Source organism: Roseateles koreensis, assembly GCF_028595305.1.
In the GTDB taxonomy this organism is placed as follows: domain Bacteria; phylum Pseudomonadota; class Gammaproteobacteria; order Burkholderiales; family Burkholderiaceae_C; genus Paucibacter_A; species Paucibacter_A koreensis.
In genome coordinates this window covers 114,227-137,271 of the sequence record NZ_JAQQXS010000007.1, presented here as the reverse complement: position 1 = coordinate 137,271, position 23,045 = coordinate 114,227, and the positions used below count along the sequence as shown (strand labels likewise).

Annotated in this window: 21 protein-coding genes; 7 read left to right on the top strand and 14 right to left on the bottom strand. The window is 64.2% G+C overall.

The annotated features are described in order from the left end of the window. The first annotated feature begins 106 nt into the window (after positions 1-106). Positions 107-616, top strand: coding sequence for a BAR domain-containing protein (locus PRZ01_RS09500; protein WP_273596542.1), 510 nt, complete (start codon positions 107-109; stop codon positions 614-616). Positions 617-675: 59 nt separating this feature from the next. Here PRZ01_RS09500 and PRZ01_RS09495 read toward each other — a convergent pair whose 3' ends face one another. Then, entirely contained in the window at positions 676-1,167 is a 492-nt protein-coding gene (locus PRZ01_RS09495; RefSeq protein WP_273596541.1) for a cold-shock protein, read from the bottom strand. Between the two features lie 181 nt (positions 1,168-1,348). Between PRZ01_RS09495 and ylqF the strand changes: the two genes are divergently transcribed. Beyond that, the gene (ylqF, locus tag PRZ01_RS09490) at positions 1,349-2,320 is read left to right on the top strand and encodes a ribosome biogenesis GTPase YlqF (protein ID WP_273596540.1); all 972 of its coding nucleotides are present in this window, start codon (positions 1,349-1,351) and stop codon (positions 2,318-2,320) included. A 19-nt stretch (positions 2,321-2,339) separates the two neighbouring features. On the opposite strand, the gene PRZ01_RS09485 is transcribed toward ylqF, so the two are convergent. The 6 genes from PRZ01_RS09485 to PRZ01_RS09460 are packed head-to-tail and all read right to left on the bottom strand — an operon-like array spanning position 2,340 to position 9,716. After that, on the bottom strand, positions 2,340-3,233 hold the full coding sequence (locus PRZ01_RS09485; RefSeq protein WP_273596539.1) for a beta-keto acid cleavage family enzyme: 894 nt from the start codon (positions 3,231-3,233) through the stop codon (positions 2,340-2,342). Next, positions 3,230-5,194 carry an acetyl/propionyl/methylcrotonyl-CoA carboxylase subunit alpha gene (locus tag PRZ01_RS09480; protein ID WP_273596538.1) on the bottom strand — a complete coding sequence of 655 codons (1,965 nt, stop codon included), beginning with the start codon at positions 5,192-5,194 and terminating at the stop codon, positions 3,230-3,232. The genes PRZ01_RS09485 and PRZ01_RS09480 overlap by 4 nt, the downstream gene beginning before the upstream one ends. An 11-nt stretch (positions 5,195-5,205) precedes the next feature. Further along, positions 5,206-5,991 carry an enoyl-CoA hydratase/isomerase family protein gene (locus PRZ01_RS09475; protein ID WP_273596537.1) on the bottom strand — a complete coding sequence of 262 codons (786 nt, stop codon included), beginning with the start codon at positions 5,989-5,991 and terminating at the stop codon, positions 5,206-5,208. Positions 5,992-6,017: 26 nt separating this feature from the next. Next, positions 6,018-7,172 carry an acyl-CoA dehydrogenase family protein gene (locus PRZ01_RS09470; RefSeq protein WP_273596536.1) on the bottom strand — a complete coding sequence of 385 codons (1,155 nt, stop codon included), beginning with the start codon at positions 7,170-7,172 and terminating at the stop codon, positions 6,018-6,020. Between the two features lie 40 nt (positions 7,173-7,212). Then, positions 7,213-8,823 carry an acyl-CoA carboxylase subunit beta gene (locus tag PRZ01_RS09465; RefSeq protein WP_273596535.1) on the bottom strand — a complete coding sequence of 537 codons (1,611 nt, stop codon included), beginning with the start codon at positions 8,821-8,823 and terminating at the stop codon, positions 7,213-7,215. Further along, a complete protein-coding gene (locus tag PRZ01_RS09460) occupies positions 8,820-9,716 on the bottom strand; it encodes an SDR family oxidoreductase (protein ID WP_273596534.1) in 897 nt (298 codons plus the stop codon). The genes PRZ01_RS09465 and PRZ01_RS09460 overlap by 4 nt, the downstream gene beginning before the upstream one ends. A gap of 223 nt (positions 9,717-9,939) precedes the next feature. Between PRZ01_RS09460 and PRZ01_RS09455 the strand changes: the two genes are divergently transcribed. Together PRZ01_RS09455 and PRZ01_RS09450 are read left to right on the top strand one after the other, a co-directional pair. Further along, the gene (locus PRZ01_RS09455; protein WP_273596533.1) at positions 9,940-10,236 is read left to right on the top strand and encodes an SCP2 sterol-binding domain-containing protein; all 297 of its coding nucleotides are present in this window, start codon (positions 9,940-9,942) and stop codon (positions 10,234-10,236) included. Between the two features lie 38 nt (positions 10,237-10,274). Next, entirely contained in the window at positions 10,275-10,733 is a 459-nt protein-coding gene (locus tag PRZ01_RS09450) for a MerR family transcriptional regulator (protein WP_273596532.1), read from the top strand. A 20-nt stretch (positions 10,734-10,753) separates the two neighbouring features. Here the strand turns inward: PRZ01_RS09450 and gntK are convergent, their stop codons facing one another. Further along, entirely contained in the window at positions 10,754-12,301 is a 1,548-nt protein-coding gene (gene gntK / locus PRZ01_RS09445; RefSeq protein WP_273596531.1) for a gluconokinase, read from the bottom strand. Further along, positions 12,294-13,556 carry a YbfB/YjiJ family MFS transporter gene (locus tag PRZ01_RS09440; protein WP_273596530.1) on the bottom strand — a complete coding sequence of 421 codons (1,263 nt, stop codon included), beginning with the start codon at positions 13,554-13,556 and terminating at the stop codon, positions 12,294-12,296. Before PRZ01_RS09440 ends, gntK begins: the two co-directional genes overlap by 8 nt. A 107-nt stretch (positions 13,557-13,663) precedes the next feature. Between PRZ01_RS09440 and PRZ01_RS09435 the strand changes: the two genes are divergently transcribed. Continuing rightward, positions 13,664-14,503, top strand: coding sequence for a M90 family metallopeptidase (locus PRZ01_RS09435; RefSeq protein ID WP_273596529.1), 840 nt, complete (start codon positions 13,664-13,666; stop codon positions 14,501-14,503). A gap of 46 nt (positions 14,504-14,549) precedes the next feature. On the opposite strand, the gene PRZ01_RS09430 is transcribed toward PRZ01_RS09435, so the two are convergent. The 4 genes from PRZ01_RS09430 to PRZ01_RS09415 form a co-directional block, all read right to left on the bottom strand. Further along, entirely contained in the window at positions 14,550-15,254 is a 705-nt protein-coding gene (locus tag PRZ01_RS09430) for a CBS domain-containing protein (RefSeq protein WP_273596528.1), read from the bottom strand. 33 nt (positions 15,255-15,287) lie between these two features. Beyond that, positions 15,288-16,433, bottom strand: coding sequence for a GGDEF domain-containing protein (locus PRZ01_RS09425; protein WP_273596527.1), 1,146 nt, complete (start codon positions 16,431-16,433; stop codon positions 15,288-15,290). 121 nt (positions 16,434-16,554) lie between these two features. After that, positions 16,555-17,412: a Rossmann-like and DUF2520 domain-containing protein gene (locus PRZ01_RS09420; RefSeq protein WP_273596526.1), complete on the bottom strand. Its 858-nt coding sequence runs from the start codon at positions 17,410-17,412 to the stop codon at positions 16,555-16,557. Positions 17,413-17,447: 35 nt separating this feature from the next. Beyond that, positions 17,448-18,281 (bottom strand): class I SAM-dependent methyltransferase, encoded by an 834-nt coding sequence (locus PRZ01_RS09415; RefSeq protein WP_273596525.1) that lies wholly within the window; start codon positions 18,279-18,281, stop codon positions 17,448-17,450. 128 nt (positions 18,282-18,409) lie between these two features. On the opposite strand from PRZ01_RS09415, the gene PRZ01_RS09410 reads away from it, so the two are divergent. Next, entirely contained in the window at positions 18,410-18,757 is a 348-nt protein-coding gene (locus PRZ01_RS09410) for a zinc ribbon domain-containing protein YjdM (protein WP_273596524.1), read from the top strand. A gap of 86 nt (positions 18,758-18,843) precedes the next feature. Here PRZ01_RS09410 and PRZ01_RS09405 read toward each other — a convergent pair whose 3' ends face one another. Continuing rightward, positions 18,844-19,314, bottom strand: coding sequence for an Lrp/AsnC family transcriptional regulator (locus tag PRZ01_RS09405; RefSeq protein WP_273596523.1), 471 nt, complete (start codon positions 19,312-19,314; stop codon positions 18,844-18,846). A gap of 121 nt (positions 19,315-19,435) precedes the next feature. Between PRZ01_RS09405 and PRZ01_RS09400 the strand changes: the two genes are divergently transcribed. Continuing rightward, a complete protein-coding gene (locus PRZ01_RS09400) occupies positions 19,436-23,023 on the top strand; it encodes an indolepyruvate ferredoxin oxidoreductase family protein (protein WP_273596521.1) in 3,588 nt (1,195 codons plus the stop codon). Positions 23,024-23,045: the final 22 nt, after the last annotated feature.

The following is a 23,045-nucleotide window of genomic DNA, read 5'->3' as shown; positions in this document are numbered from 1 at the left end:
GGCTTCCCGAATGCCGCCCCGCAGGGCAGGCGGCGTGGCCGCGCTCAAGTGCAGCAAAAAACAGCCGAAATCGGAGAACTACCGCCCTATTTGTGAGCGTACCGCCATGCCTGTCACCCCCGCAGTCCCACTGCCCGAGTTGGAAGCGGCGCTGGATGCCATCGTTCAAGAGCGATACAACCAGGCCGAAAGCGACGCGGAAGTCGATGCGCTGGCCCTGGCCGCGGAAGACCACGACTACCTGAAGGTTCGTATCCAATGTCTGGAGGCGATGCTCAGCGCCGCCAACAACGAGTTGGCATGGATCGGGCCCAACGCCAGCTATACGCCAGCCCAAGCCCTGCGGCGCATCAAAGCCCTATGCCTGCGCTACCCGGACTTGTTCAATGCGCTGTTCACCGTGGCGGCGACCCACCCCACGGTGCCGCGGGAGATGCTGGCAATGGCGATCAAACAATTTCGCCGTGACACCGAATCGCTCAGCAACGACGACGTGGTGGGCCTGTTGACCGGCCTCGTGAATGGCAGCAACCAGGCATTTGACGCCATTCTGCGCACCCGCAAGGGCGCCGATCGCAAAGCCAGTGCCTTGCCCTGGGGCAAAGACACGGATTGATGGATGGAGGGATGGCCTGGAGGGCTGGGCCTTGTTCGCCAATCAGTCGGCTTAAAAGGTTACTGGCGCCGCGTGTGTTTGCCCGGCGCGTGGGTGCCGCTGTCCTTGGCAAGGCTGGCACCCGCATAACGGGCCTGGGCCCCGTTGGCATCGCCCTCATGCGGCCGCGCGCCGATGAACCAGATGACGGCAGCCACCACGGCGCCCAACACCCCGGCGACCGCCAAACCCAGCCGCCAGCGTGCGCCAGACTTGGCGATGAACCGACCCCGGCGCGGCGTTGGCATCATGAACGCCTGCATCTGAGGCGCCTGCGCCCCCGAGGGCGCATGTGAGCGGGCCGGCGTGCAACGCTGCACATGCATCACGCGTTTGTGCCCCCGTGCGTCCAGCGCCAGCTCAAAGCTGAGCAATTCACCCAAACTGGGCGGCTCGCCTGCGGAGGGAAAGGCGGAGACATGAACGAACAAATTCTGCCCGCCCTGGCTGGGCGCAATCGCTCCGAAGCCCCGCTCGTAATTCCATTCCGTCAAAGTACCTTCGAATCGCATCGCCTGTTTACCCACGCATTAACCGCAGCGCAAACATCCGCGCCACGTTGATGGGGGTCATCATGCGCCACGGCCGCGCGCGTGCTGAAACAAGCTGTAAGCCGCAGCCCCCTGGGACACAGCTGATTACAAATCATGCGGGTCGAGGACAATACGGGCTTTTGACGGCGCAAAAGAGCACATGGCGATTCACTGGTTCCCGGGGCATATGAACTCGACCCGCAATGCGATCAACGATCGCATGAAAGCGGGGCTCGACGTCGTGATTGAGATGCTGGACGCCCGCTGCCCGGGCTCCAGCGCAAACCCGCTGCTGGCCCAGCTGACCTTGGGCAAGCCCACCCTCAAGCTGCTCAACAAGCAAGACATTGCCGACCCCGCCCGTACCGCCCTCTGGTTGGACCACTACAACGCCCAGCCCGAAACCCGCGCCATCGGTCTGGACGCCAGCGTCAAAGCCCCTGCACAGGCCCTCATCAAGGCCTGCCGTGAACTGGCCCCCTTGCGCGGCGGCATGGTCAAGCCGGTGCGGGTGCTGATTTGCGGCATTCCCAATGTAGGCAAATCCACGCTGATCAACACGCTGGCCTCCAAGCGCACCGCCAAGACGGGTGACGAACCCGGCATCACCAAGCTGGAGCAGAAAATCGTCCTTGAAAACGATTTCTACCTCTTCGACACCCCCGGTATGCTGTGGCCGCGCATCAGCGTGGAAGAAAGCGGCTACAACCTCGCCGCCAGCGGCGCCATCGGCCGCAATGCCTTTGACGAAGCCGAGGTTGCCGTCGAACTGCTGGCTTATCTGCGCGTCCACTACCCCGCCCTGCTGATCGCCCGCTACAAGCTGGACCCCGACAGCATCCCCAGCCTGAACGACGAAGAATTGCTGGCCGCCATCGGCCGCAAGCGCGGCGCCATGCTGAGCGGCGGGCGGGTGAACCTGCAAAAGGCGGCCGAAGTGCTGATCTACGAATTCCGCCAGAACGTGCTGGGGCGCATCACCCTGGAAACGCCGGACGAATTTCTGAGCTGGCAAGCCGCCGCTGACAAGGCGGAGGCCGAGCGCAAGGCCAAGGCTGCGCTGCGCAAGAAAAAGTTTCGGGCGAGCGAGTCAGAAGCCCCGGGCGACTCTGAAACCTCCGGCGATTCGTAAACACGGCCCAAGCCGCAAATCAGGCGGTGGCCAGGCCCATCATGAGGCGTGCTTCAGCCGGGCTGGCAACGCTGCGGCCGGCACGGGTGGCGCACTGCGCCAAAGCTTCGATCATCACGCCGTTGCCGCTGGCGCGTGAACCGTCGGGCAGGTAGAAGCTGTCTTCCAGCCCGGTGCGCAACATACCGCCCAGTTCCGCCGTTCGCTGGTGGACGGGCCAGATCTCGGCGCGCCCGATCAAGGTGCTCTGCCACAAGGCGCCGTCGACCATATAGCGCGGCAGCAAGGCCAATAACTCCGCATCCACAGGCATGCCCGAGGCCACGCCCATCACCAGGTTGTACTCAGGGCGCCCCATGCTGGGCTTGAACAGACCGCTCTTCACGTACATGCCCACCGAGCGGACGATGCCCACATCAAAGCACTCGAATTCGGGGTGCACCCCGCACTCCTCCATCACCGCCAAAAACGCCTGCACTTTGGCAACCGGGTTGTCAAAAACCATGGGCGGCCAGGCCCAGCTGCCGTCGTCCTTGAGCTTGAGGTAGTTCAGGCTGCCCGCGTTGCAGGCCGCCACCTCCGGGCGCACACGGCGGATGCAGGCGAGCGGGCCCTCGATGTCTGGCCCGATCACACCGGTGGTGAGGTTGATGATGACACCCGGGCAGGCGGCGCGAATGGCGCCGATGATGGCCTCGGCAACATCCGGGTCCCAGCTCGGCAGATGGCCCAACCCTTCTTGCTGCATGCGCAAATGCACATGCATGACCGACGCACCGGCGTTGAAGGCCTCGCGCGCCTGTGCCGCCATCTGCTCGGGTGTGACCGGCACCGGATGTTGCTTGGGATTGGTCAGGACGCCCGTCAAGGCGCAGGTCAAGATCGCTTTGTCTTTGTGTGTGGGGGCAATCATGGTGTTTCAGTCTCCATATTGGATGCATCCAGTTCAACCAGCACGGCGCCCGCCGCCACTGAGTCTTTGCTTGCGGCGTGAATGGCCTTGACGCGGCCCGTGCAGCCCGCCGTGAGCCACATCTCCATCTTCATGGCCTCGACGCTGAGCAGCGGCTGCCCCTCTTGCACGGTGTCACCCACGCGCACCAGGATTTGCGCCACCACCCCGGCCACAGGCGCCAGGGCACGCGCCGGGTCACGGCTGTCGGCCGGTTCAGGGTAAGGCGAGGGCTCGGTGAACAGCCAGGCGGCCCCGTCCCGGCTGAGCTCGATGCCCCCCGCTTGCCTCGCCACGATGCAGCAATGCAGGTGGCCGTTCAGGCGCAGTCTGAGGCGGCCCAACGCGTCCTCGCCAACCTGCTCGAACTGATGGGTCACGCCGCCCAGCTCCAGCGTCACGTGCCGCCCCAGTGCACTCACGCGAAAGTGTTGGCGCACATCTCGGCACTGCAGCGTCAGCGCATAACTCGCAACACCTGCGGGTCGCGGCCCCACGGGCCCGTCCGCCAGAATCAAGGCTCCGGCGGCCACCAGCCAGTCTTGCTGCTGCGGTGCCGGGCGCTGAAGAATGACCGCCTGCTGACCCACCCAATCGTCCAGCGAGGCGGTGTTGAGCCGCGCCGCTTCAAAATCGGGATGCAACAACAGATCCCGCAGAAATCGGCCGTTATTGGGCAAGCCCAGCAATGGGCTGTCCGCCAGCGCGCTGGCCAGTTGCCGGATGGCATCCGCCCGGTCGCACCCGTGGGCAATCAGCTTGGCCTGCATGGGGTCGTAGAAAGGCTGCACCCGGCCGCCCTCGAAGATGCCGCTGTCCACGCGCAGGCCTGCGGCCGCGCAGGCGGGGCGCCACCAACTGACGGTACCGGTCTGCGGCGCAAAGCCGTCGTAGGGGTCCTCGGCGTACAGACGAACCTCGATGGCATGGCCCTTGAACTGCACCTGCTCCTGGCGCAGCGGCAGCGGCTCCCCGGCGGCCACGCGCAATTGCCATTCCACCAGGTCCAGCCCCGTGATCATTTCGGTGACTGGATGCTCCACCTGCAGGCGGGTGTTCATCTCCAAAAAATAGTGCCGGCCTTGGGCGTCCAGCATGAACTCCACCGTCCCGGCGCCCACATAACCGACTGCCCGAGCGGCAGCCACCGCGTCGACCCCCATGGCCTGGCGTTGCGCCTCGCTCAGCACCGGCGAGGGCGCTTCCTCGATCACTTTCTGGCGGCGGCGCTGTGTGCTGCAGTCGCGCTCGCCGAGATGAATCGTGTAACCGTGGTGGTCGGCAAACACCTGGATCTCGATATGGCGCCCAGCTTCGATCAGGCGCTCCAACATCAGCGTGCCATCACCAAAGGCGCTTTCGGCTTCGCGCCGGGCACTGCTCAAGGCACCGGGCAACTCCTCGGCACGATGCACCGTGCGCATACCGCGCCCGCCACCACCCGCCACCGCCTTGACCAGCAGGGGAAAGCCCAGCGTCAGCGCCTCGCTGATCAGATGCGCCTCGTCCTGCACAGCACCGAGATAGCCGGGCACGCAAGGCACGCCGGCCTCCAGCATGCGGCGTTTGGCGGCCGCCTTATTGCCCATGGCCTCGATACTGGCCGCGCTGGGCCCGATGAATACCAGGCCGGCCGCCACACAGGCGGCGGCAAAGTCGGCCCGCTCAGACAGGAAGCCGTAGCCCGGATGAATGGCGTCGGCGCCGCTCTGGCGGGCCGCCTGCAGCAGCGCCTCGATGTTCAGGTAAGAGGCGCTGGCGGGTGCCGCACCGATGCACAGCGCCTCGTCAGCCAAGGCCACGTGCGGGGCATCAGCCTCCACCTCGCTGTAGACCGCCACGGTACGCAAGCCCATGGCCTTCGCGCTGCGCATGATGCGGCAGGCAATCTCGCCGCGATTGGCCACCAGAACTTTGCTCAACTTCCCGGCGCTCATACCGTCACCCCCCATTGCGGCGGGCGCCGCGCCATGAAGGCAGCAGTGCCTTCCAAACCTTCTTCACCCAGGGCGGCCTGGGCGAACAGCCCGGCCGCTTCGTCCAGCAACTGGGGCGTGACGCCCTGCCGCTGAACCTGGCGCATCAAGCGCTTCGTAACGGCCAAAGCCTGCGGTGCGCATTGCAGGGTGTCATTCAAGACGCGCGTCAGCGCTTCGTCCAGTTGTGCGGCAGGATGAAGCTCGTGCACCAGGCCCATTGCCAGTGCCTGCGCCCCCTTCACCCGCGCCCCCGTCACCGCCAGACGGCGGGCCTGAGAGGTCCCCAATCGCTCAATCAGGAAAGGCGCAATCTGCGCCGGCAACAGCCCCAGCGCCGTTTCAGGCAAGCGAAAGTCCACGGTGTCGGCGGCCAACGCCACATCCACCACGCAGGCTAGCCCCAGGCCACCGCCCATGACTGTGCCCTCCAGCACGGCCACGGTGGCAATGTCCAAACTCGCCACCTCAGCGCATAAGTGACCGAAGGCAGCGTTGGCGGCTTGCAATGCCGCCGCGCCCTCGGTGACCACGCGCTGGCGCACTTGCGCCATGTCCGCCAAATCGGCGCCTGCACAAAAGTTTCCGCCCGCCCCCCGCAGCACCAGCACACGCACCTCGCCCGGCGCAGACTGCAGGGCCGCCAGTTGCGCCCGCAGCGCAGCCACCATGGCTTGCGTCAGGGCATTGCGTGTGGCCGACCGATTCAGGGTGAGTTGCAACACCGGACCACGGCGGCTCACCAACAGGTCGGGACTTCCCGGCGTGTTCAATGGGCCCCCTTGGGCAAGGTGCCCTCCAGCTTGCAGATGATGCCCAGCATCACCTCGTCCGCGCCGCCGCCAATGGACACCAGGCGGCCGTCGCGGAAGGCTTGGCTGATCGGGTTGTCCCAAGTAAAGCCCATGCCGCCCCAATATTGCAGGCAAGAATCCGCCACCTCGCGGATCAGGCGCCCGCACTTGAGCTTGGCCATGGAGGCCAGCTTCAGCACCTCTTTGCCCGCCACGTATTGCTCCACCGCTGAGTAGGTCAAAGCGCGCAAAGCCTCCACCTCCGTGCGCAACTCGGCCAGGCGGAAGTGCACCACTTGGTTGTCAAGAATCGACTTGCCAAACGCCTGGCGCTGGCGCGTGTAGTCGATGGTCAGGTCGATCAGGCGGTCCATATTGCGCAGCGAAGAAGCCGCGCCCCAAAGGCGTTCTTCCTGGAACTGCATCATCTGGAACATGAAGCCCATGCCCTCCTGCCCGATCAGGTTGCGGCGGGGCACACGCACATTGTCGAAAAACAGCTGGGCGGTGTCCGAGGCGTCCATGCCGATCTTGTGGATCTTCTGGCGGCTGATGCCCGGCGCGTCCATGGGCACGACGATCAAGCTCTTGTTCTTGTGCGCCGGGCCGTCACTGGTGTTGGCCAGCAGGCAGCACCAGTCGGCCTGCATGCCGTTGGTGATCCACATCTTGGTGCCGTTGATCACGTAGTCGTCGCCCTCACGAACGGCACGGGTCTTGACGGCAGCCACGTCAGAGCCGCCACCCGGCTCGCTCACGCCGATGCAGCCCACCAAATCGCCCGCAATCGACGGCGCCAAGTAGTCGCGCCGCAACTCATCGCTGCCAAAGCGCGCCAGGGCTGGTGTGCACATATCGGTCTGCACGCCAATGGCCATCGGCACGCCCGCGCAGTAGCACTCCCCCAGCGCTTCCGCCATCACCATCGAGTAGCTGAAGTCCAAGCCGGCACCACCGAATTCTTCAGGGTATTTAAGCCCCATCAAACCCAAGTTACCCAACTTTTTGAACACCTCATGCGCCGGAAACTGCTCCGCCTTTTCCCAGGCGGGCACATGAGGGTTGAGCTCTTTTTCAACAAACTTGGCAACCGTGTCGTAGAGCGCGCGATGTTCTGCTGTGAGGATCATGATGAATAGTCTCCGGTGTTGTTGTCGACAAGTGCGAGGCCTACAAACGCGCCACGCCAAACGTATTGCTGCGCAAGGCGCGCCGGGCGGCCTCTGCAGCCAGGCTCAGGGCCAGGCCAAGTACGCGGCGGGAGTCGCGGGGGTCGATGATGCCGTCATCCCATAGGCGGGCGGTGCCGAACAGCACGTGCGATTCGCGGTCAATGCGCTGACGTAACTGGTCACTCATGGCGACCAAGGCTTCGTCGTTGACCGGGGCGCCCAGGCGCTCGAGCTTGCTTCGGTTGAGGATGTCCATCACCTTGGCAGCTTGTGCGCCGCCCATCACGGCGGTGCGGGCGGTGGGCCAGGAAAAGATGAAGCGTGGATCAAACCCACGGCCGCACATGCCGTAGTTGCCCGCGCCGAACGAGCCACCCAGCACGAGTGTGAACTTGGGCACGCTGGCATTGGCCACCGCCTGAATCATCTTGGCGCCATGCTTGATGGCGCCGCCCTGCTCCGCCGCCTTGCCCACCATATAGCCGGTGGTGTTCTGCAAAAACACCAGGGGCGTGCCGCTCTGCTCGCACAGCTGAATGAATTGCGCCGCCTTGGTGGAGCCCTGCGGTTGGATCGGCCCGTTGTTGCCGATCAGGCCCACCGCATGGCCCTCGATGCGGGCGTGGCCGCAGACGGTGTCTGGCGCGTACACGGCCTTGAATTCAAGAAAGTCGGAGCCATCAACGAGGCGCGCAATCAGCTCGCGCACGTCATAGGGCTCACGCTCATCTTGCGGCACCACACCCATCAATTCTTCGGTGTCGAACAGGGGTGGCTCAAATGCAGGCGGTGGCGGTGCGAGGTCCCAAGGCAATTGGCCCATCAGCTCGCGGGCCAAGGCAATCGCGTGGGCATCGTCATCGGCCAGATACTCGCCCAGGCCGGTCACGCGGGCATGCAAATCGGCGCCACCCAACTCTTCGTCGCTGGCGTCTTCGCCAATAGCGGCCTTGACCAGCGGCGGGCCAGCCAGATAGATGCTGGAGCGGTCTTTGACCAGCACCACATAGTCCGACAAGCCCGGCAGATAGGCGCCACCGGCGGTGGAAGACCCATGCACCACCGCAATCTGCGGCAGGCCCTGGGCCGAGAGCCGCGCCTGGTTGGCGAAGCTGCGCCCGCCTTCCACAAACATCTCGCTCTGGTACATCAGGTTGGCGCCACCGCTTTCCACCAGATAGATCAGCGGCAGCTTCATCTCACGGGCGATTTCCTGCGCACGCAGGGCCTTCTTCAACCCCATGGGCGCGACGGTGCCGCCTTTAATGGCGCTGTCGCTGGCGGAGATCATCACCCGCTTGCCCGCCACGGTGCCGATGCCAACGACCGAACCGCCGCCCAGCACACTCTTCTTGCCGTCGTCATCGTGCATGCCCAGGCCGGCCAGGCTGGACAACTCCAAAAAGCCGGCATTGCGGTCCAACAAGCGCGCCACCCGCTCACGCGGCAGGATCTGGCCCTTGGCCTCGAACTTCGCGCGCTTGCTGGCGGACTCGGCCACCACCTGTGCCTCCAGTGCACGCACCTCGTTCAAGCGCTGCGTCATGCGCTCGACATTCGCCTGAAAAGCGGCCGAGCGAGAATTGAGCCGGGACACCAGCCGGCTCATGCCAGCACCTTGGGATCAACCGCGCGATGAAAACCTTCAAAGCGCTGCGTGCCGGCATGGTCGATGGACGGAAACATGGGGTTGCCCAGCGAGGCCCCGCCGTCAATCTGCAAGGTCACGCCGGTGATGAAGGCCGCGGCGGGCGAAAGCAAGAAGACGATGGCCGCGCTGATTTCAGCCTCGGTCGCCAAACGGCGCAAGGGAACGTGGTGCTTCAAGTTGCGGATGGCATCCTTGATGGCGTCGCCATAACTGTCCATACCGCTGGAGGCAACCCAACCGGGTGCAACGGCATTGACTCGCACACCGGCGTGGGCCCATTCATAGCTGGTGCTCATGGTGAGGTTGCTCATGCCGGCGCGGGCCGCGCCACTGTGCGCCATGCCCGGCATGCCGTTGCGAAAGTCCGCCGTCATGTTCACAACGGCGCCGCCCGTGGCCTGCATGCTCTGCGTGAAGACTTCGCGCATCATCAAAAAGCCGCCGGTGAGGTTGTTGGCCACCACCGCCTCGAAGCCACGTTTGCTGATGGCCATAGCGGGCGCAGGGAACTGCCCGCCGGCGTTGTTGACCAGACCATGAATGGGGCCATAACGGGCCACCACCTCGGCCACCTGGGCTTTCACTGCGTCTTCATCGCGGATGTCGAAGGCACGCCAATCGCAGCGCCCCCCGTCCTGCGCGATCTCGGCCGCCACGGCCTGCAGTTTTTCAGCCTTGCGGCCAGAGATCAGCACCTGCGCCCCCAGCGCCGCCAGCTCATGCGCCACGCAACGCCCAATGCCCGAGCCCCCGCCCGTCACCCAGATCAGTTGCCCGGCAAACAGACCCGGTCGAAAAACACTGCGATAACCCGGCTTGTCATCTTGCGCCGGTTCTTGTACATCACTCATGCTGTCTCCAGATGTCTCTTGAGGTGCATAGCTTCCGTTAACGTCACCCCCATTTCATATTGGTGAATACCATGAACTCAGCGTGATGCCGATTGGGTAAGCTGGCGACATGGCGGATTCAGCCAACGCGAAGCTGAGTGAATGCAATGCGCTTGAATTAGCCGTTACTGAGTCAATGCTTCCCTGCCCCTTCAACGCCTCACTCTTTAATCAAGGACCCACCATGGACATGCCCGCCATCACCGAAGCCCTGCGCGCCAAGCTCTCCGAAGACTGCGGCCTGGGTGCCGTGCTCAAGTTTGACTGCGGCGCCGACGGGGTGGCCGTCATCGACGGCAAGAGCGTGCCCAACACCATCAGCAATGAAGACCGCGAGGCCGACTGCACTGTGGCCATCAGCAAAGAAAACCTGGCCGCCCTGCTCAAGGGTGAGCTCAACCCGATGAACGGCTTCATGATGGGCAAGTTCAAAGTCAGCGGCGACATGAGCGTGGCCATGAAGTTGCAGCGCGTGGTCTGAACACCTGTTGACGATCTAAGGCCGGAGCCTGTTCATTGATGTCCGCAGTTCAAACCAAACGCCAGCACCAGACTGCCGCTCGCAATGTCGAAGACCTGAGCGGCGGCGCGCCCTCGGAGGCGCTGTTCGGCATCACCGAGTTGTGCCGTGACTTTGACTTATCGCCTCGCGCCATTCGTTTCTACGAAGACAAAGGCCTGTTGATGCCTCGGCGCGTCAACGGCACGCGTGTCTACACGCAGCGCGACCGGGTTCGCCTGACACTGATTTTGCGGGCCAAGCGGCTGGGCAGCTCACTGGCCGAGATCAAGCAGTTTCTCGACCTTTACGGTGACCACGGCGAAGGACGTGCCAAGCAGCTGCAATTTCTACTGGATCGCACCAGCAATGAAATTGCGGTGCTGGAAGAAAAGCGCGCCCACATCGACGTCACGTTGGCCGAGCTGCGCATCATCAACGCCTCGGTGCGCCAGCAACTCGCAGGCATTGAAAAATAGCCCGCCACGCGGGCACCCGCTCAAACCGCCGGCCCCCCGCTGTCACGCTGAAAGCGCGCCAACGCCGCGTACTGCTGCGCCAGTTGCACCGGGATGGCATGAAAAATCGGCAGCAGCCGTTGGTAAATTTCAACATGCGCCGCAATGGGGCTGTGGCGGTGCGTGGCGCCCACCATCTCGCTGACCACATTCAGCGACTTGATGCGGCCCAGCGCATACAGTCCCAGCACCGCCGCGCCCAGGCAAGAGCTCTCAAAGCTTTCGGGCACCACCACCTCGCGGTTGAACACATCGGCCATCATCTGCCGCCACAGGGGTGAGCGCGCAAAGCCACCGGTGGCTTTGATCCGGGTGTCGGTTCCCACCAAGGTTTCCAGGGTGGGCAAGATGCCATGCAGATTGAAGATCACGCCCTCCAGCGCGGCGCGAATCATGTGCGCCTTGCGGTGGCGCAAACCCAGGCCGAAGAAGGAGGCACGCAGATCCGCGTTCCAGAGCGGCGCACGCTCGCCCGCCAGATAGGGGTGGAACAGCAAACCCTCAGCTCCAGGCGGCACTTGCGCCGCCATGCGGGTGAGTTCGTCATAAGGGTCGAGATTTTGCACCCGCGCCTGCGCTGATTCAGCGCCCGCGAGTTCATCGCGCACCCATCTGAAAACCACGCCGCCGTTGTTCACCGGGCCGCCCACCGCCCAGTGCTGCTCGGTGAGGGCGTAGCAGAAGGTGCGCCCGCCGGGGTCGGTGCGCGGCTCGTGAATGACGGTGCGCATCGCGCCGCTGGTGCCAATGGTCACTGCCACGTCTCCCGGTGCAATCGCATCCACCCCCAAGTTGGAAAGCACGCCGTCGTTGGCGCCGATGACAAAAGGCGTATCCGCCCGCAGCCCCAATTGCTGCGCTATGTCGCCTGCCAGGCCTTGCACGATGTGCGTGGTGGGCACCAACTCCGACAACTGGTCGCGCCGCACGCCGGCCAGCGCCAGCGCTTCATCGTCCCAGTCGAGCTGGAAGAGATTGAACAGCCCCGTCGCCGAGGCGATGGAGTGGTCCACCCAGTAGCGGCCAAAAAGCCTGAAGAACACGTACTCTTTGATACCGATGAAACGTGCCGTTTGGGTGAAGAGCGCGGGCTGCTCATGTCGCAGCCACACCATCTTGGCGAGCGGCGACATCGGATGCGTGGGCGTGCCGGTGCGGCGGTAAATGGCCAGCCCGCCCCAGTCGCGCTGAATGCGCTCAGCCCAGCCTGCCGCGCGGTTGTCAGCCCAGGTGATGCTGCCGGTCAGGGGCGTGTTGTCTGGCCCCATCGCAATCACGCTGTGCATGGCCGCGCTGAACGCCACACCCAGCAAACGCTGCCCTGCGCCGGCTTGGGCAGCCAGGCAAACGCGGATCGCGCCCACCACCGCCTGAAAAATCTGCGCGGGGTCTTGCTCGGCCGCATCCGGCGTGGGCCGCAGCAAGGGATACCCGACACTGTGGTGCGCCACGACCCGACCTTGCGGCGTGAACAACACCGCCTTGGTACTGGTGGTGCCGATGTCGACACCGAGCATGAATTCAGCCATGGGGTATGCGCCTCGCCTCCCAACGAATCAACGCCAGCAAGCCCACCATGCCCAGCGCCAGCACCAGTGCTGTCAACAACAAGGCCGCACGGTAACTGCCGCTGGCCTGCGCCATGGCCCCGCTGAGGGCGGGCGCGCACACCTGTGCCACGCCATAGCTGAGTGTCAGGCGCGCCATCGCCTTGCCCGGATTGGCGGGCGAGCGGCGCCCCACCAGCGCCAGCGTCATGCTGACAATGCCGATGAAGGTGGCACCGTACAAGAGCGCCCCGGTCAAGGCCGCCGCCAAGGTGTCGGACAACGCCGGCACCAGCACCGACACGCATTGCAAAACAAACGCCATCAGCAAGGCCTGCAACTCGCCCACCCGGCGGGCCACGCGGTCCCACAAAAACACTGCCGGCGTCGCCGCCAGCCCGACCAGCAACCAGGCCCAGGGCCCTTGCCCGGCCAGCAAGGGTTGCCGCTCCACGATGGTCACGGTGAAAGTGGCGCTGATCACAAAGCCCCAACCCGCGCAGAAGTACACCGCCGTCATCAAAACCGTCCAGGTGCGCGCCGGCTTCACCGCCAGGGCATGCTGGGCCGTTGCGTTCGCACTGACGTTTGCGTTCGTGGCAGCCAGCAACACCGAGGGCACCGGAGGGCGCCAACGCCACGCCAAAGCGAGAAACACCAGTCCGATTAACGCAAAACCAATCCACTGCTGTGCCCAACTCAGATGCAGCCCTTGCCCCCCCATCAGCAAGGCCCCCAGCGCCGACACCACAATGCCCAGGCCGATGCCGGTGAAGTGCAGGCCCAACTCGGGCCGGTGCCCCGCGCGCATCAGCCAATTCAGCACCAGACCCGAGCCCAACAACATGCCCGCCGCGCCACACAGCCCGCCGAAGTAACGCGACAGCGCCCAGACCCAGAAGTTATCGCTCAGGCCCATCAGCACCGTCACCAGCAGGCTCAAAATCAATCCCACGCTGTAGAGCCCGTGGCGCAGCCGCGCCGACTCCAGCCACGAGGCTAGCAAGGCACCGCTCATATAGCCCGCGTAATTGATGGCCGCCAGGGCGCCCCCCGCCGCGTCGGACAAGCCCGCTTGTTCATGCATCAAGGGCAGCAGCGGCGTGAACGCAAAGCGTGCCAGCCCCAAGGTCAGCACCAGGGAGCAAACGCCGCCCAAAATGACCTGCCAAGCCTGCCAAGCCTGCAAAGGCGGGGGGGCGTGGGCGTGAGCCGATGGGGTGGGCGTGCTGGGCATCGCGCCAGCTTAGCCGAAGTGAAAATCGACGGCGCCCCCCGATCAAAATGGCCGCCCCGAGGGCATGGCGCTCTTGTATTTCGGCCGGTCGGACTCAATTGCAAAAAATGATTGACGCCGCCGGCCTGACTCTTGCCCTTGTCATCAGCTTGAGCCTCGGTCTGATGGCTTGGCTGGCAGCGGCGCCGTTTGTGCGTGCGCACCGGCGCCGCAAACTGCGTGAGCAGCCCTTTCCAGCCGCGTGGCGACGCATCTTGCGGCGGCGCGTGCCAGCGGTGCAGCGTTTGCCTGCCAATCTGCAACTGCGACTGAAGCAAGACATGCAAGTGTTTCTGGCAGAAAAGCCCATCATTGGCTGCAAGGGCTTGGTGGTGAGCGATGACATGCGTGTGACCATTGCCGCACAGGCTTGCATGCCCTTGCTGGGCTTGCGGCGGGGGTATTACCCGCAGCTCAAGCAAATCCTGCTGTACCCCGGCGCCTTTGTGGTGGAACGCGCGCAAACTGGCGCCGCAGGCGTGCAAATGGACCAACGCCGCGTGTTGGCCGGTGAAAGCTGGGCGCAGGGGCAGATCCTGCTCTCCTGGCAAGACGTGCTGCAAGGTGCGGCCGACCCGACTGATGGACAGAACGTGGTGATCCACGAATTCGCCCACCAACTCGATCAGGTGAAAGGCTTTGCCAATGGCGCGCCGCCCCTGAATTCAACGCCCGCGCACCGGCGCTGGGCACGCATCATGCAGTCTGAATTTGACGCCTTGCGCCGACGCCTGGCCCGGGGAGAAACCGGCTTGATCGACGCCTACGCCGCCACCGATCCGGCGGAATTTTTTGCCGTCTGCAGCGAACTGTTTTTTGAATGCCCCACCGACCTGGCCGCGCAGCACCCCGCGCTGTACGAGCAACTCAGCCGTTACTACCGCATCAACCCCCTGAGCTGGCAGTGAGCCTCCAGGCCACGACAAGAAATAACGCACGCCTGGGTTCGACTTGCTAACCCCAAAGTTCAACGGGTGGCTCGCGGGTCAAGGCGCGCAAGATGTCGCTGCGCGAGAGAAAGCCGATCAAATTGCTGGCGTCGTCCAGCACCGGCAGCCCGGGCAGGCGGAATTCAAGCAGCACTTGCGCCACCTCACGCAAAGGGGTGTCGGGGTGCGCGCTCGGGACGGGGGTCCACATCATCTCCGCCACCGGGCGCTGCAACCAGGCGGTCCATGCGGCGGGGTCTTCCAGCGCTGGCGGCGTTGGCAGCACATCGCCGCGCAGCAGCAGCCCAACCAGATGGCCGGCTGCGTTGACCACCGGCGCCTGCCCGACGCGGGCCTGCGTGAGCAGGCGCAGCCCTTCAGACAGCAGCGCCGTTTGCGGCACGGTGACCACGGTACGGCTCATCAACTCCTCGACCAGGCGCAAGGGATTGCGCGGCCCATCGGCCGGCACCCGCGCCTGCGCCTTGGCATAGGCGGCCAACGCGTCGCGCGGCAAGGGGTCGGGGGTGCCCAAGGCCATCAACGCAGCGTCGGGATTGGGCTCTGCCCGCAGTACGCCGGGTTCGATTTCAATCGGTGTATCAGCGCTGCGGGGCCGCACGGGTGCGACAGCCCGCAGGCGTGCCACCGCCTGCACCGGCGCCAGCCCCCTCAAGCCGTCCAAGGAGCCGCTGTAAATGCGTCCGTTGATGCCGTAGACGGTGAACATGGTGGGGGGGGGCAGATTCAGGACGCGCTGGCGTCAGTATTCAATCCGGTTGCGGCCGGTTTGCTTGGCACGGTACATGGCCGCATCGGCCGCGCCGACCAAGCCGTCCGCCGTATCGGCACCCGTGACCATGCCGCCTCGCACCCCGATGCTGATCGTGGCCGAAATGCGGTGCACTCCCCACTGCGTGGGCGTGGACTCCACAGCGGCGCGCAGGGCCTCGGCCAGGGTCAACGCGCCTTCAATGCCCGTGTCCGGCAACACGACCAGAAACTCTTCCCCACCAAAGCGCCCGATCTGGTCTTGGGCCCGCAAGCGCGATTGCAGGATTTGCGCCACGCCTTGCAAAACCTTATCGCCAGCCTGGTGGCCATAGCTGTCGTTGATTTTCTTGAAGTGGTCAATGTCCAACATCAACACGCTCAGCAACTGGCCCTGGCGCTGCGCCCGCGCCACGGCGGTAAGCAGCACATCCGTAATGGCTCGGCGGTTGGACAAGCCAGTCAGCATGTCCTTCATGGCCAACTCGAAATTGCGCCGCTCCGACCGCTCCATGATCATGTACGCAAAGCCCAGCGTATTGCCCAGCACGGTCACCAGCGTGGCCACAAACAACAAGGCCACAAATCCATTGCTGAGTGCCCCCGAAAACGCCGGTGTGGCCCCCGCAAGCACCATGCAGACCCGCACAATCAATACCAGTTGCTGCGCGCAGAAGCCAAACAGCAGCATGTAACGCCCCCGCCCGCTGTGCTCGAGCTTGGGGTCGAGCAAGACCCGCAAGATCAAAGTGATCTGCAGGACATACATCAGATTGATGCTCAGCGAGCGTAGATACACATGCTCCGAAAACATCAACGCCGACGCCGGATTCACCAGCAAGGGCGCCCAAACCCAAAGGCCGGGCCCTGACAAACCATAAAAGCGCCGCACGGCCAACAGCATCAAAGCGAAGGTGCCGGCACCCGCCACCACGTTCACGACGGAGATCACAGGGCCCGGCAACACGCCGGTCAGACCGTACATCAGCAGGGCGACGTCAAAGGTGCCCAATCCCTGCGCCCAGGCCCACAAGGGGTTGCTGCTGTCCTGCCCCCAGGCCATGAAGCACACCCACAGTGCCATCAGCACGGCCAGGAGCAACATCACCGCATAAAGGGTTGGGATATCTAAGGGCATTCCTCATTCTAGGGGCGAGGGATTGCCGCACAAATCCGAGGTAACGCCAAAATCCAACAGACCGACACGGACTGGATCTGGGCGCCAAAACACCCGTGAGCATTGAGGCTGCAAACCAGCGTTAAGCCCCTGCTCCCACCACTTCGCCCAACCGCTGCAGCTGCGCAGCGTCCAACCGCCCGCTGTCGGCGGCCAAGTGCAATTGCCGCTGGGCCAAGAGCCGATAAAAGCTCAGGTGCTCAGGCCCCAGTTGCGCCATGGCCTGCAGGTGCGCCGTCAGCACCCCGGTGTCCCCGCGCGAAATGGGGCCCGACAAGGCCCCCGCCAACCCTCGCGCCTGCGCCGCCTGCAACGTGCCCTGCGCCAGCGGCAGCAAAGCGGGCAAGGCCTGCTCGGCGGGCAAACCCAGCTGTGCCCAAATCTGCACCGCCTCATCCAGCAGCGACAGCAAGAAGCTGGCCGCAAACCCGGCCGCCGCATGGTAGGCGGCGCGCGCACCCGGCGGCAGCGTGAAGGGTTTCATCTGCAAGGCCAGGGCCAAACGCTCCAAGGTCTGCAGCAAGGGCGCCTCAGCCTCAACGGCCACGGCACTGCCGGCCAGCAGCAAATGCGCTTGGGCCGGATCAGAAAATATCTGCAGCGGATGAAAGCCGCCAATCTGCGCGCCAGCAGCAATGGCGGGCGCCAAGACCCGCAAATCAGTGGCACCGCTGCAATGCACCACCGCCTGCCCCGCGCGCCAGGGCAGCGCGGCGGCCACCGGGGCCAACGCATCGTCAGACACCGTCAGAAAAATCAGCTCGGCCAGCGCCACTGCTTCCGCCGCAGGCAAGGCGACGCAGCCGGGCAAGCTGGCCGCTAGGCGCTGCGCCGATGCCGGTGCGCGAGAAGCGACTGCTACCACCGCCTCCCCCTGCCCGGCCCAGGCCCGCGCCAGGGTTTGGCCCAGGCGCCCAGCGCCAACAAACGCAATCTTCATGGGCAAACCGCCTTCTTGTGCAGCTGTTACCGACCTCAGGGCTTGATGAATTTGAGCGTCATGCGATCGCTCTCCCCGATAGCCTCATAACTCGCCCTGTCAGCGTCTTTATGGGCCAAGATCGGTGGCAGCGCCCAAACACCGCCCTCGTGGTTCGCGTTGTCGCGGGGGTTGGCATTGATTTCTGAACTGCCCACCCATTTGAAACCCACCCCCTCCGCCATGCGGATCACATAAGCTTGATGCAAATAGCCCGATTCGGCTTTATCGCCCTGCGGCATATTCGGGGGCAGGCGATGCTCCACCACGCCCAGCACGCCACCAGGCTTAAGCACCTCGAACGCACTCTTGAACGCGGCCTGCGTAACCGCCTCCCCCTGCGCCACCCAGTTGTGCACATTGCGGAATGTCAGCACCAAATCGGCCGACCCTGCCGCGGCATAACTCAACTTGCCAGCGGCAGGATCAAACACCGTAAGCTGCACGCGGTCATAAACGGCCGGCGTAGCCGCCAGCTTGGCCGTCAGGCGCGCCGCGCTGCGCTGGTAGTAGGCCTGCGAAGACGCGGGATCATCACCCGCCAGCACCAGGCGGCCATGCTCACGCAGATACGGCGCCAAAATTTCCGTGTACCAGCCGCCCCCCGGAGACAACTCGACCACCACCTGGTCGGCATGCAAGCCGAAAAACGTCAGCGTCTCATACGGGTGGCGCCAGCCATCCCGCGCTACAAAGGCCGGGCTGCGCTGCGCGCCTGCAATCGCCGCCCGCAAGGCCGCGTCTTCGGCCGAAAACGCAGGGCTGGCCAACACGCTCAAGCCCACCACTGCCGCTGCCGCAGCCATCGCCCGACAAATCATCTGTTTCATGTGCTCGCCTCCGATCCAATGAAGCCTGAAGTATGGCTGCACCACAGCCTCGCAGCTGAAAGCCATGGGCCGATCACCGACCTATTGGATGCTGCGTTACATTGACGGCCCCTACCGGAGTCTTGACCATGCATACACCGCCCGCTTGCCCCCAATGCACCCTTGAAAACACCTACCAAGACGGCGACCAGTTCATCTGCCCCGACTGCGGCCACGAGTGGCCGGCCGTGGCCACGGAGTCCAGCGACGAAAGCAGCGAGGCCGCCAAGGTATTCAAAGACGCCAACGGCCAGGTTCTGAGCGACGGCGACGCTGCCATTCTGATCAAAGACCTCAAGGTCAAAGGCTCCAGCATCACGTTGAAAAAAGGCACCAAGATCAAAACCATCCGCCTGGTCGCCGGCGACCACGATGTGGATTGCAAGATCGACGGCCAGAGCTTCATGCTCAAGTCGGAGTTTTTGAAGAAGGCGTGAGCTCATTGCTGAGAGCCGCTTGGCTTCAACCATCGCAGCCGGCGGTGGCTCTGCGCCTCAGCTTTCAAATACATCGGCGCGGCCGCTCAGCGCACCGGCAACGCCGTCTCGTACTTCACTTCGCGCAGCACCACATTGCTGCGCACGCTGGACACGCCGGGCACCCTGAAAATCTGGCTTTGCAGAAATTGGTCGTAGGCCTTCATGTCGGGCACCACCACTTTGATGACGTAGTCGGCTTCACCCGTGATGCCGTGGCATTCGATGATTTCGGGGCTGGCCAGCACCAGGCGCTCGAATTGCTCCACCGCCCCTTCGGTGTGACGCAAGAGGCTGACGTTGGCGAGAACGCAGATGCTCAAGCCCAGCTTCTCCCGGTCAACTAACGCGACATGCCGGCGGATTACGCCGCTGTCTTCCAGCTCTTTGATGCGACGCCACACAGGCGTGGCGGACAAGCCCACCTTATCGGCAAGGGCCTGCGTGCTCTGCCGGCTGTCGGCCTGCAAGGCTTCAAGAATCTGGCGCGTCGCCCGATCGAAACGTTCATTTTCCATAAGGCCACCCTTTGAGATGAATTCTCTCATTCCTTAGCAATTCACAAGTAAACAGAGCAAGAAAGTACGCGTCATCTGCACAAAAATATCCGGCTACATATAAAAATTTCCGGAGACAAGCATGACTGCCAGCGCCCAGCCCACCGGGTCCGCTCCCGCATTGCGGGACTACAAACTCTCCGACAACCTCGGCGCCAGCAACGGCGCAATCTTTCTCACCGGCACGCAGGCCCTGGTGCGGCTGTTGCTGGCCCAGAAGGCACAAGACGAGCGGGCCGGCTTGAACACGGCGGGCTTCGTCTCCGGCTACCGCGGCAGCCCCCTGGGCATGGTGGACCAGCAGTTGTGGAAGGCGAAGAAGTTTCTCGATGCGGCCCGGGTCAACTTTTTGCCCGCCATCAATGAGGATCTGGCCGCAACGGCCTGCCTCGGGGTGCAGCGGGTGGCGCTCGACCCCAAGCGCACGGCGGACGGCGTGTTTGCCATGTGGTACGGCAAAGGCCCGGGGGTGGATCGCTCGGGAGACGCGCTCAAGCACGGCAACGTCTATGGGACATCAAAGTTAGGTGGCGTGTTGGTGGTCTGTGGCGATGACCACGGCTGCGTCTCCAGCAGCACCCCGCACCAGAGCGATCTGGCCTTGCAGGCCTGGAGCATGCCCATCGTGCACCCGGGCAATGTGGCGGAGTATCTGGAGTTCGGCCTCTACGGCTGGGCGTTGTCCCGCTTCTCGGGCACCTGGGTGGGCTTCAAGGCGATTTCTGAAGTGGTTGAGTCTGGCATGACAGTTGATCTGGACAGCGTGCCCCTGGACTTCGAGCTGCCCGTTGATCACCGACCTGCCGCCGACCTGCACATCCGCAGTGTGGACCTGCCCTCCCTGGAGTTGGAGACACGCCTGGCGCACAAGCTGGACGCGGTGCGCGCATTCGCCAAGCTCAACAGCATCGACAAACACATCGTGGTGAGCCCGCGCGCCACGCTCGGCATCGTGACCGTGGGCAAAGCCCATTACGACTTCATGGAAGTGTTGCGGCGCCTCGACCTCGACCCCAACGCGCTGGCTGCGGCCGGGGTGCGCATCTACAAGGTGGGGCTGGTGTTTCCGCTGGAATCGAGCCGCATGGTCGAGTTTGCGCAAGGCCTGACCGACATGCTGGTGATCGAAGAAAAGGCGCCCGTGGTTGAGCGCCAGATCAAGGAGCTGCTCTACCACTGGCCCGACGCGCAGCGCCCGCAGGTGATCGGCAAGACGGACGAGCTTGGCGCGCCTGTGCTGAGCGCCGTGGGTGAGTTGCGGCCCTCACGCATCATGGCCACCGTTGCCGATTGGCTGGCACGCTTGAACCCAGCCTTGGACCGCCGCCATCTGGTGGTGGATTTTCTAACGCCTTGCCTGCTCAGCAATGCTGCTGACGGCGTGCGCCGCCAGCCCTACTTCTGCTCAGGGTGCCCGCACAACACCTCCACCCGCCTGCCCGAGGGCTCGCGCGCGTTGGCCGGCATTGGCTGCCACTTCATGGCGAGCTGGATGGAGCGCGGCACCTCGGGGTTGATTCAGATGGGCGCTGAAGGGGTGGACTGGGCCGCGCACAGCCGCTTCACCACCGAAAAGCATGTCTTCCAGAACCTGGGTGACGGCACCTACTACCACTCAGGCTATCTGGCGATCCGCCAGGCGATTGCCGCCCAAACCAATATCACCTACAAGATTCTCTACAACGACGCCGTGGCGATGACGGGCGGCCAGCCGGTGGACGGCCAAACCAGCGTGCCACAGATTGCCCGCCAGGTGGAAGCCGAGGGCGTCAAACGCCTGGTGGTGGTGTCCGATGAAATTGGCAAATATGCCGGGCACCACAAGCTCTTTCCGGCGGGCACGCGCTTTCATGATCGCAGCGAGTTGGACGCGGTGCAACGCGAGTTGCGCGAGATCGAAGGCGTGACCGTGCTGATCTACGACCAGACCTGCGCTGCCGAAAAGCGCCGGCGCCGTAAGAAGAAGGAGATGCTTGACCCACCGCGGCGCGTCTTCATCAACGAAGCGGTGTGTGAAGGTTGTGGCGACTGCGGGCAGGCCAGCAACTGCCTCTCGGTCGTACCGGTGGAGACCGACTTCGGACGCAAGCGCCAGATCGAGCAAAGCAGCTGCAACAAAGACTATTCCTGCGTCAACGGCTTCTGCCCCAGTTTTGTGTCGGTGCACGGGGCGCAGCTCAAGCAACGCCAGGGCGCGGGCTTCACGGCGCAAGACCTGGCCCGCGAAGTGGCAGCCCTGCCCGCTCCGGCCGCCTGGGATTGGACGGGGCCCTTCGACTTGTTGGTCACCGGGGTGGGGGGCACCGGCGTGGTCACGGTGGGAGCGCTGGTCGCCATGGCCGCGCACCTGGAGGGCAAGCAGGCCTCGGTGCTGGACTTCATGGGCTTCGCCCAGAAAGGCGGCTCGGTGCTGAGTTTCGTCCGGCTGGCGCCCACCCAGGACTTGCTCAATCAGGTGCGCATCGACACCCAGCAGGCAGACGCCCTGCTGGCCTGCGACATGGTGGTGGGCGCCTCGCCCGATGCACTGGGCACCGTCAAGCCTGGGCGTACGGTGATTTTGGCCAATACCCACGAGCTGCCCACCGCCGCCTTTGTGCGCAACCCGGACGCAAATCTGCAAGGCCCGCAGTTGCTGGCAAAAATGGCGTATGCGGTGGGTGGACGGCCCGAGCTTTTGTCCACCATCGACGCGCAAGCCATTGCCCAAGACATGATGGGCGACACCATGCCCAGCAATATCGTGATGCTGGGCGCGTGCTTCCAGCGCGGGCTGATCCCCTTGAGCGAAGCGGCCCTGATGCGGGCCATTGAGCTCAATGGCGTGGCCGTTGAAGGCAACAAGACCGCGTTCGCCCTAGGCCGCTTGGCCATTGGCGCGCCGCAGGCGCTGGCCCGCCTGGGCAAAAGAGACCGCCAGACCGTGCACTGGCTGCCTGGACAAGACCGCCTGGACGGTCCCGACGGCTTGATCGCCCGCCGCAGCCAGCACCTCACAGCCTATCAAAATGCCGCTTATGCACAGCGTTATGTTCGGCTCGTGGAGCGGGTGCGTGCGGCGGAAGCCAGCCTGGGTGAGGACGGCAAGGCGGAGCGGCTCAGCAAGGCCGTAGCACGCTACTACGCCAAGCTCCTGGCCATCAAGGATGAATGGGAGGTAGCGCGTCTCTACACCGATGGGCGCTTTGAGGCGCAGCTACGGGCCCAGTTTGAAAACTGGCAAGGCTTGAGCTTTCACATGGCGCCGCCGCTCCTGGCCAAGCCGGGCGCCGATGGCCGGGTGAAGAAAATCGAGCTGGGCGCCTGGACCTTCACGCTGCTGAAGCTGCTGGCGAAAGGCAAGGGCCTGCGAGGCAGCCTGCTGGACCCGTTTGGACACAGCGCAGAACGCCGACTGGAGCGCAGCCTGATCCGCGACTACGAGACGTTGATTGATGAGTTGCTGCAGCACCTGAGCATAAAGTCAACGCCCGCCCAGTGGGATGCCGCCCTCAAATTGGCGCGCCTGCCTGAGTCAATTCGGGGTTATGGGCATGTCAAGCTGGCCCATGTCGGCACCGTCAAGGCGCAATGGCGGGAATTGCTCGATCGCTTTCACGGGCGCACGACCCAAGCTCCGATGCAGCCGGTTGCGGCGCCGCAGCGCATCAAGAGCGTGGCTGAGCTTTGAAGCGAGCGGAGCAGCGGCGGGG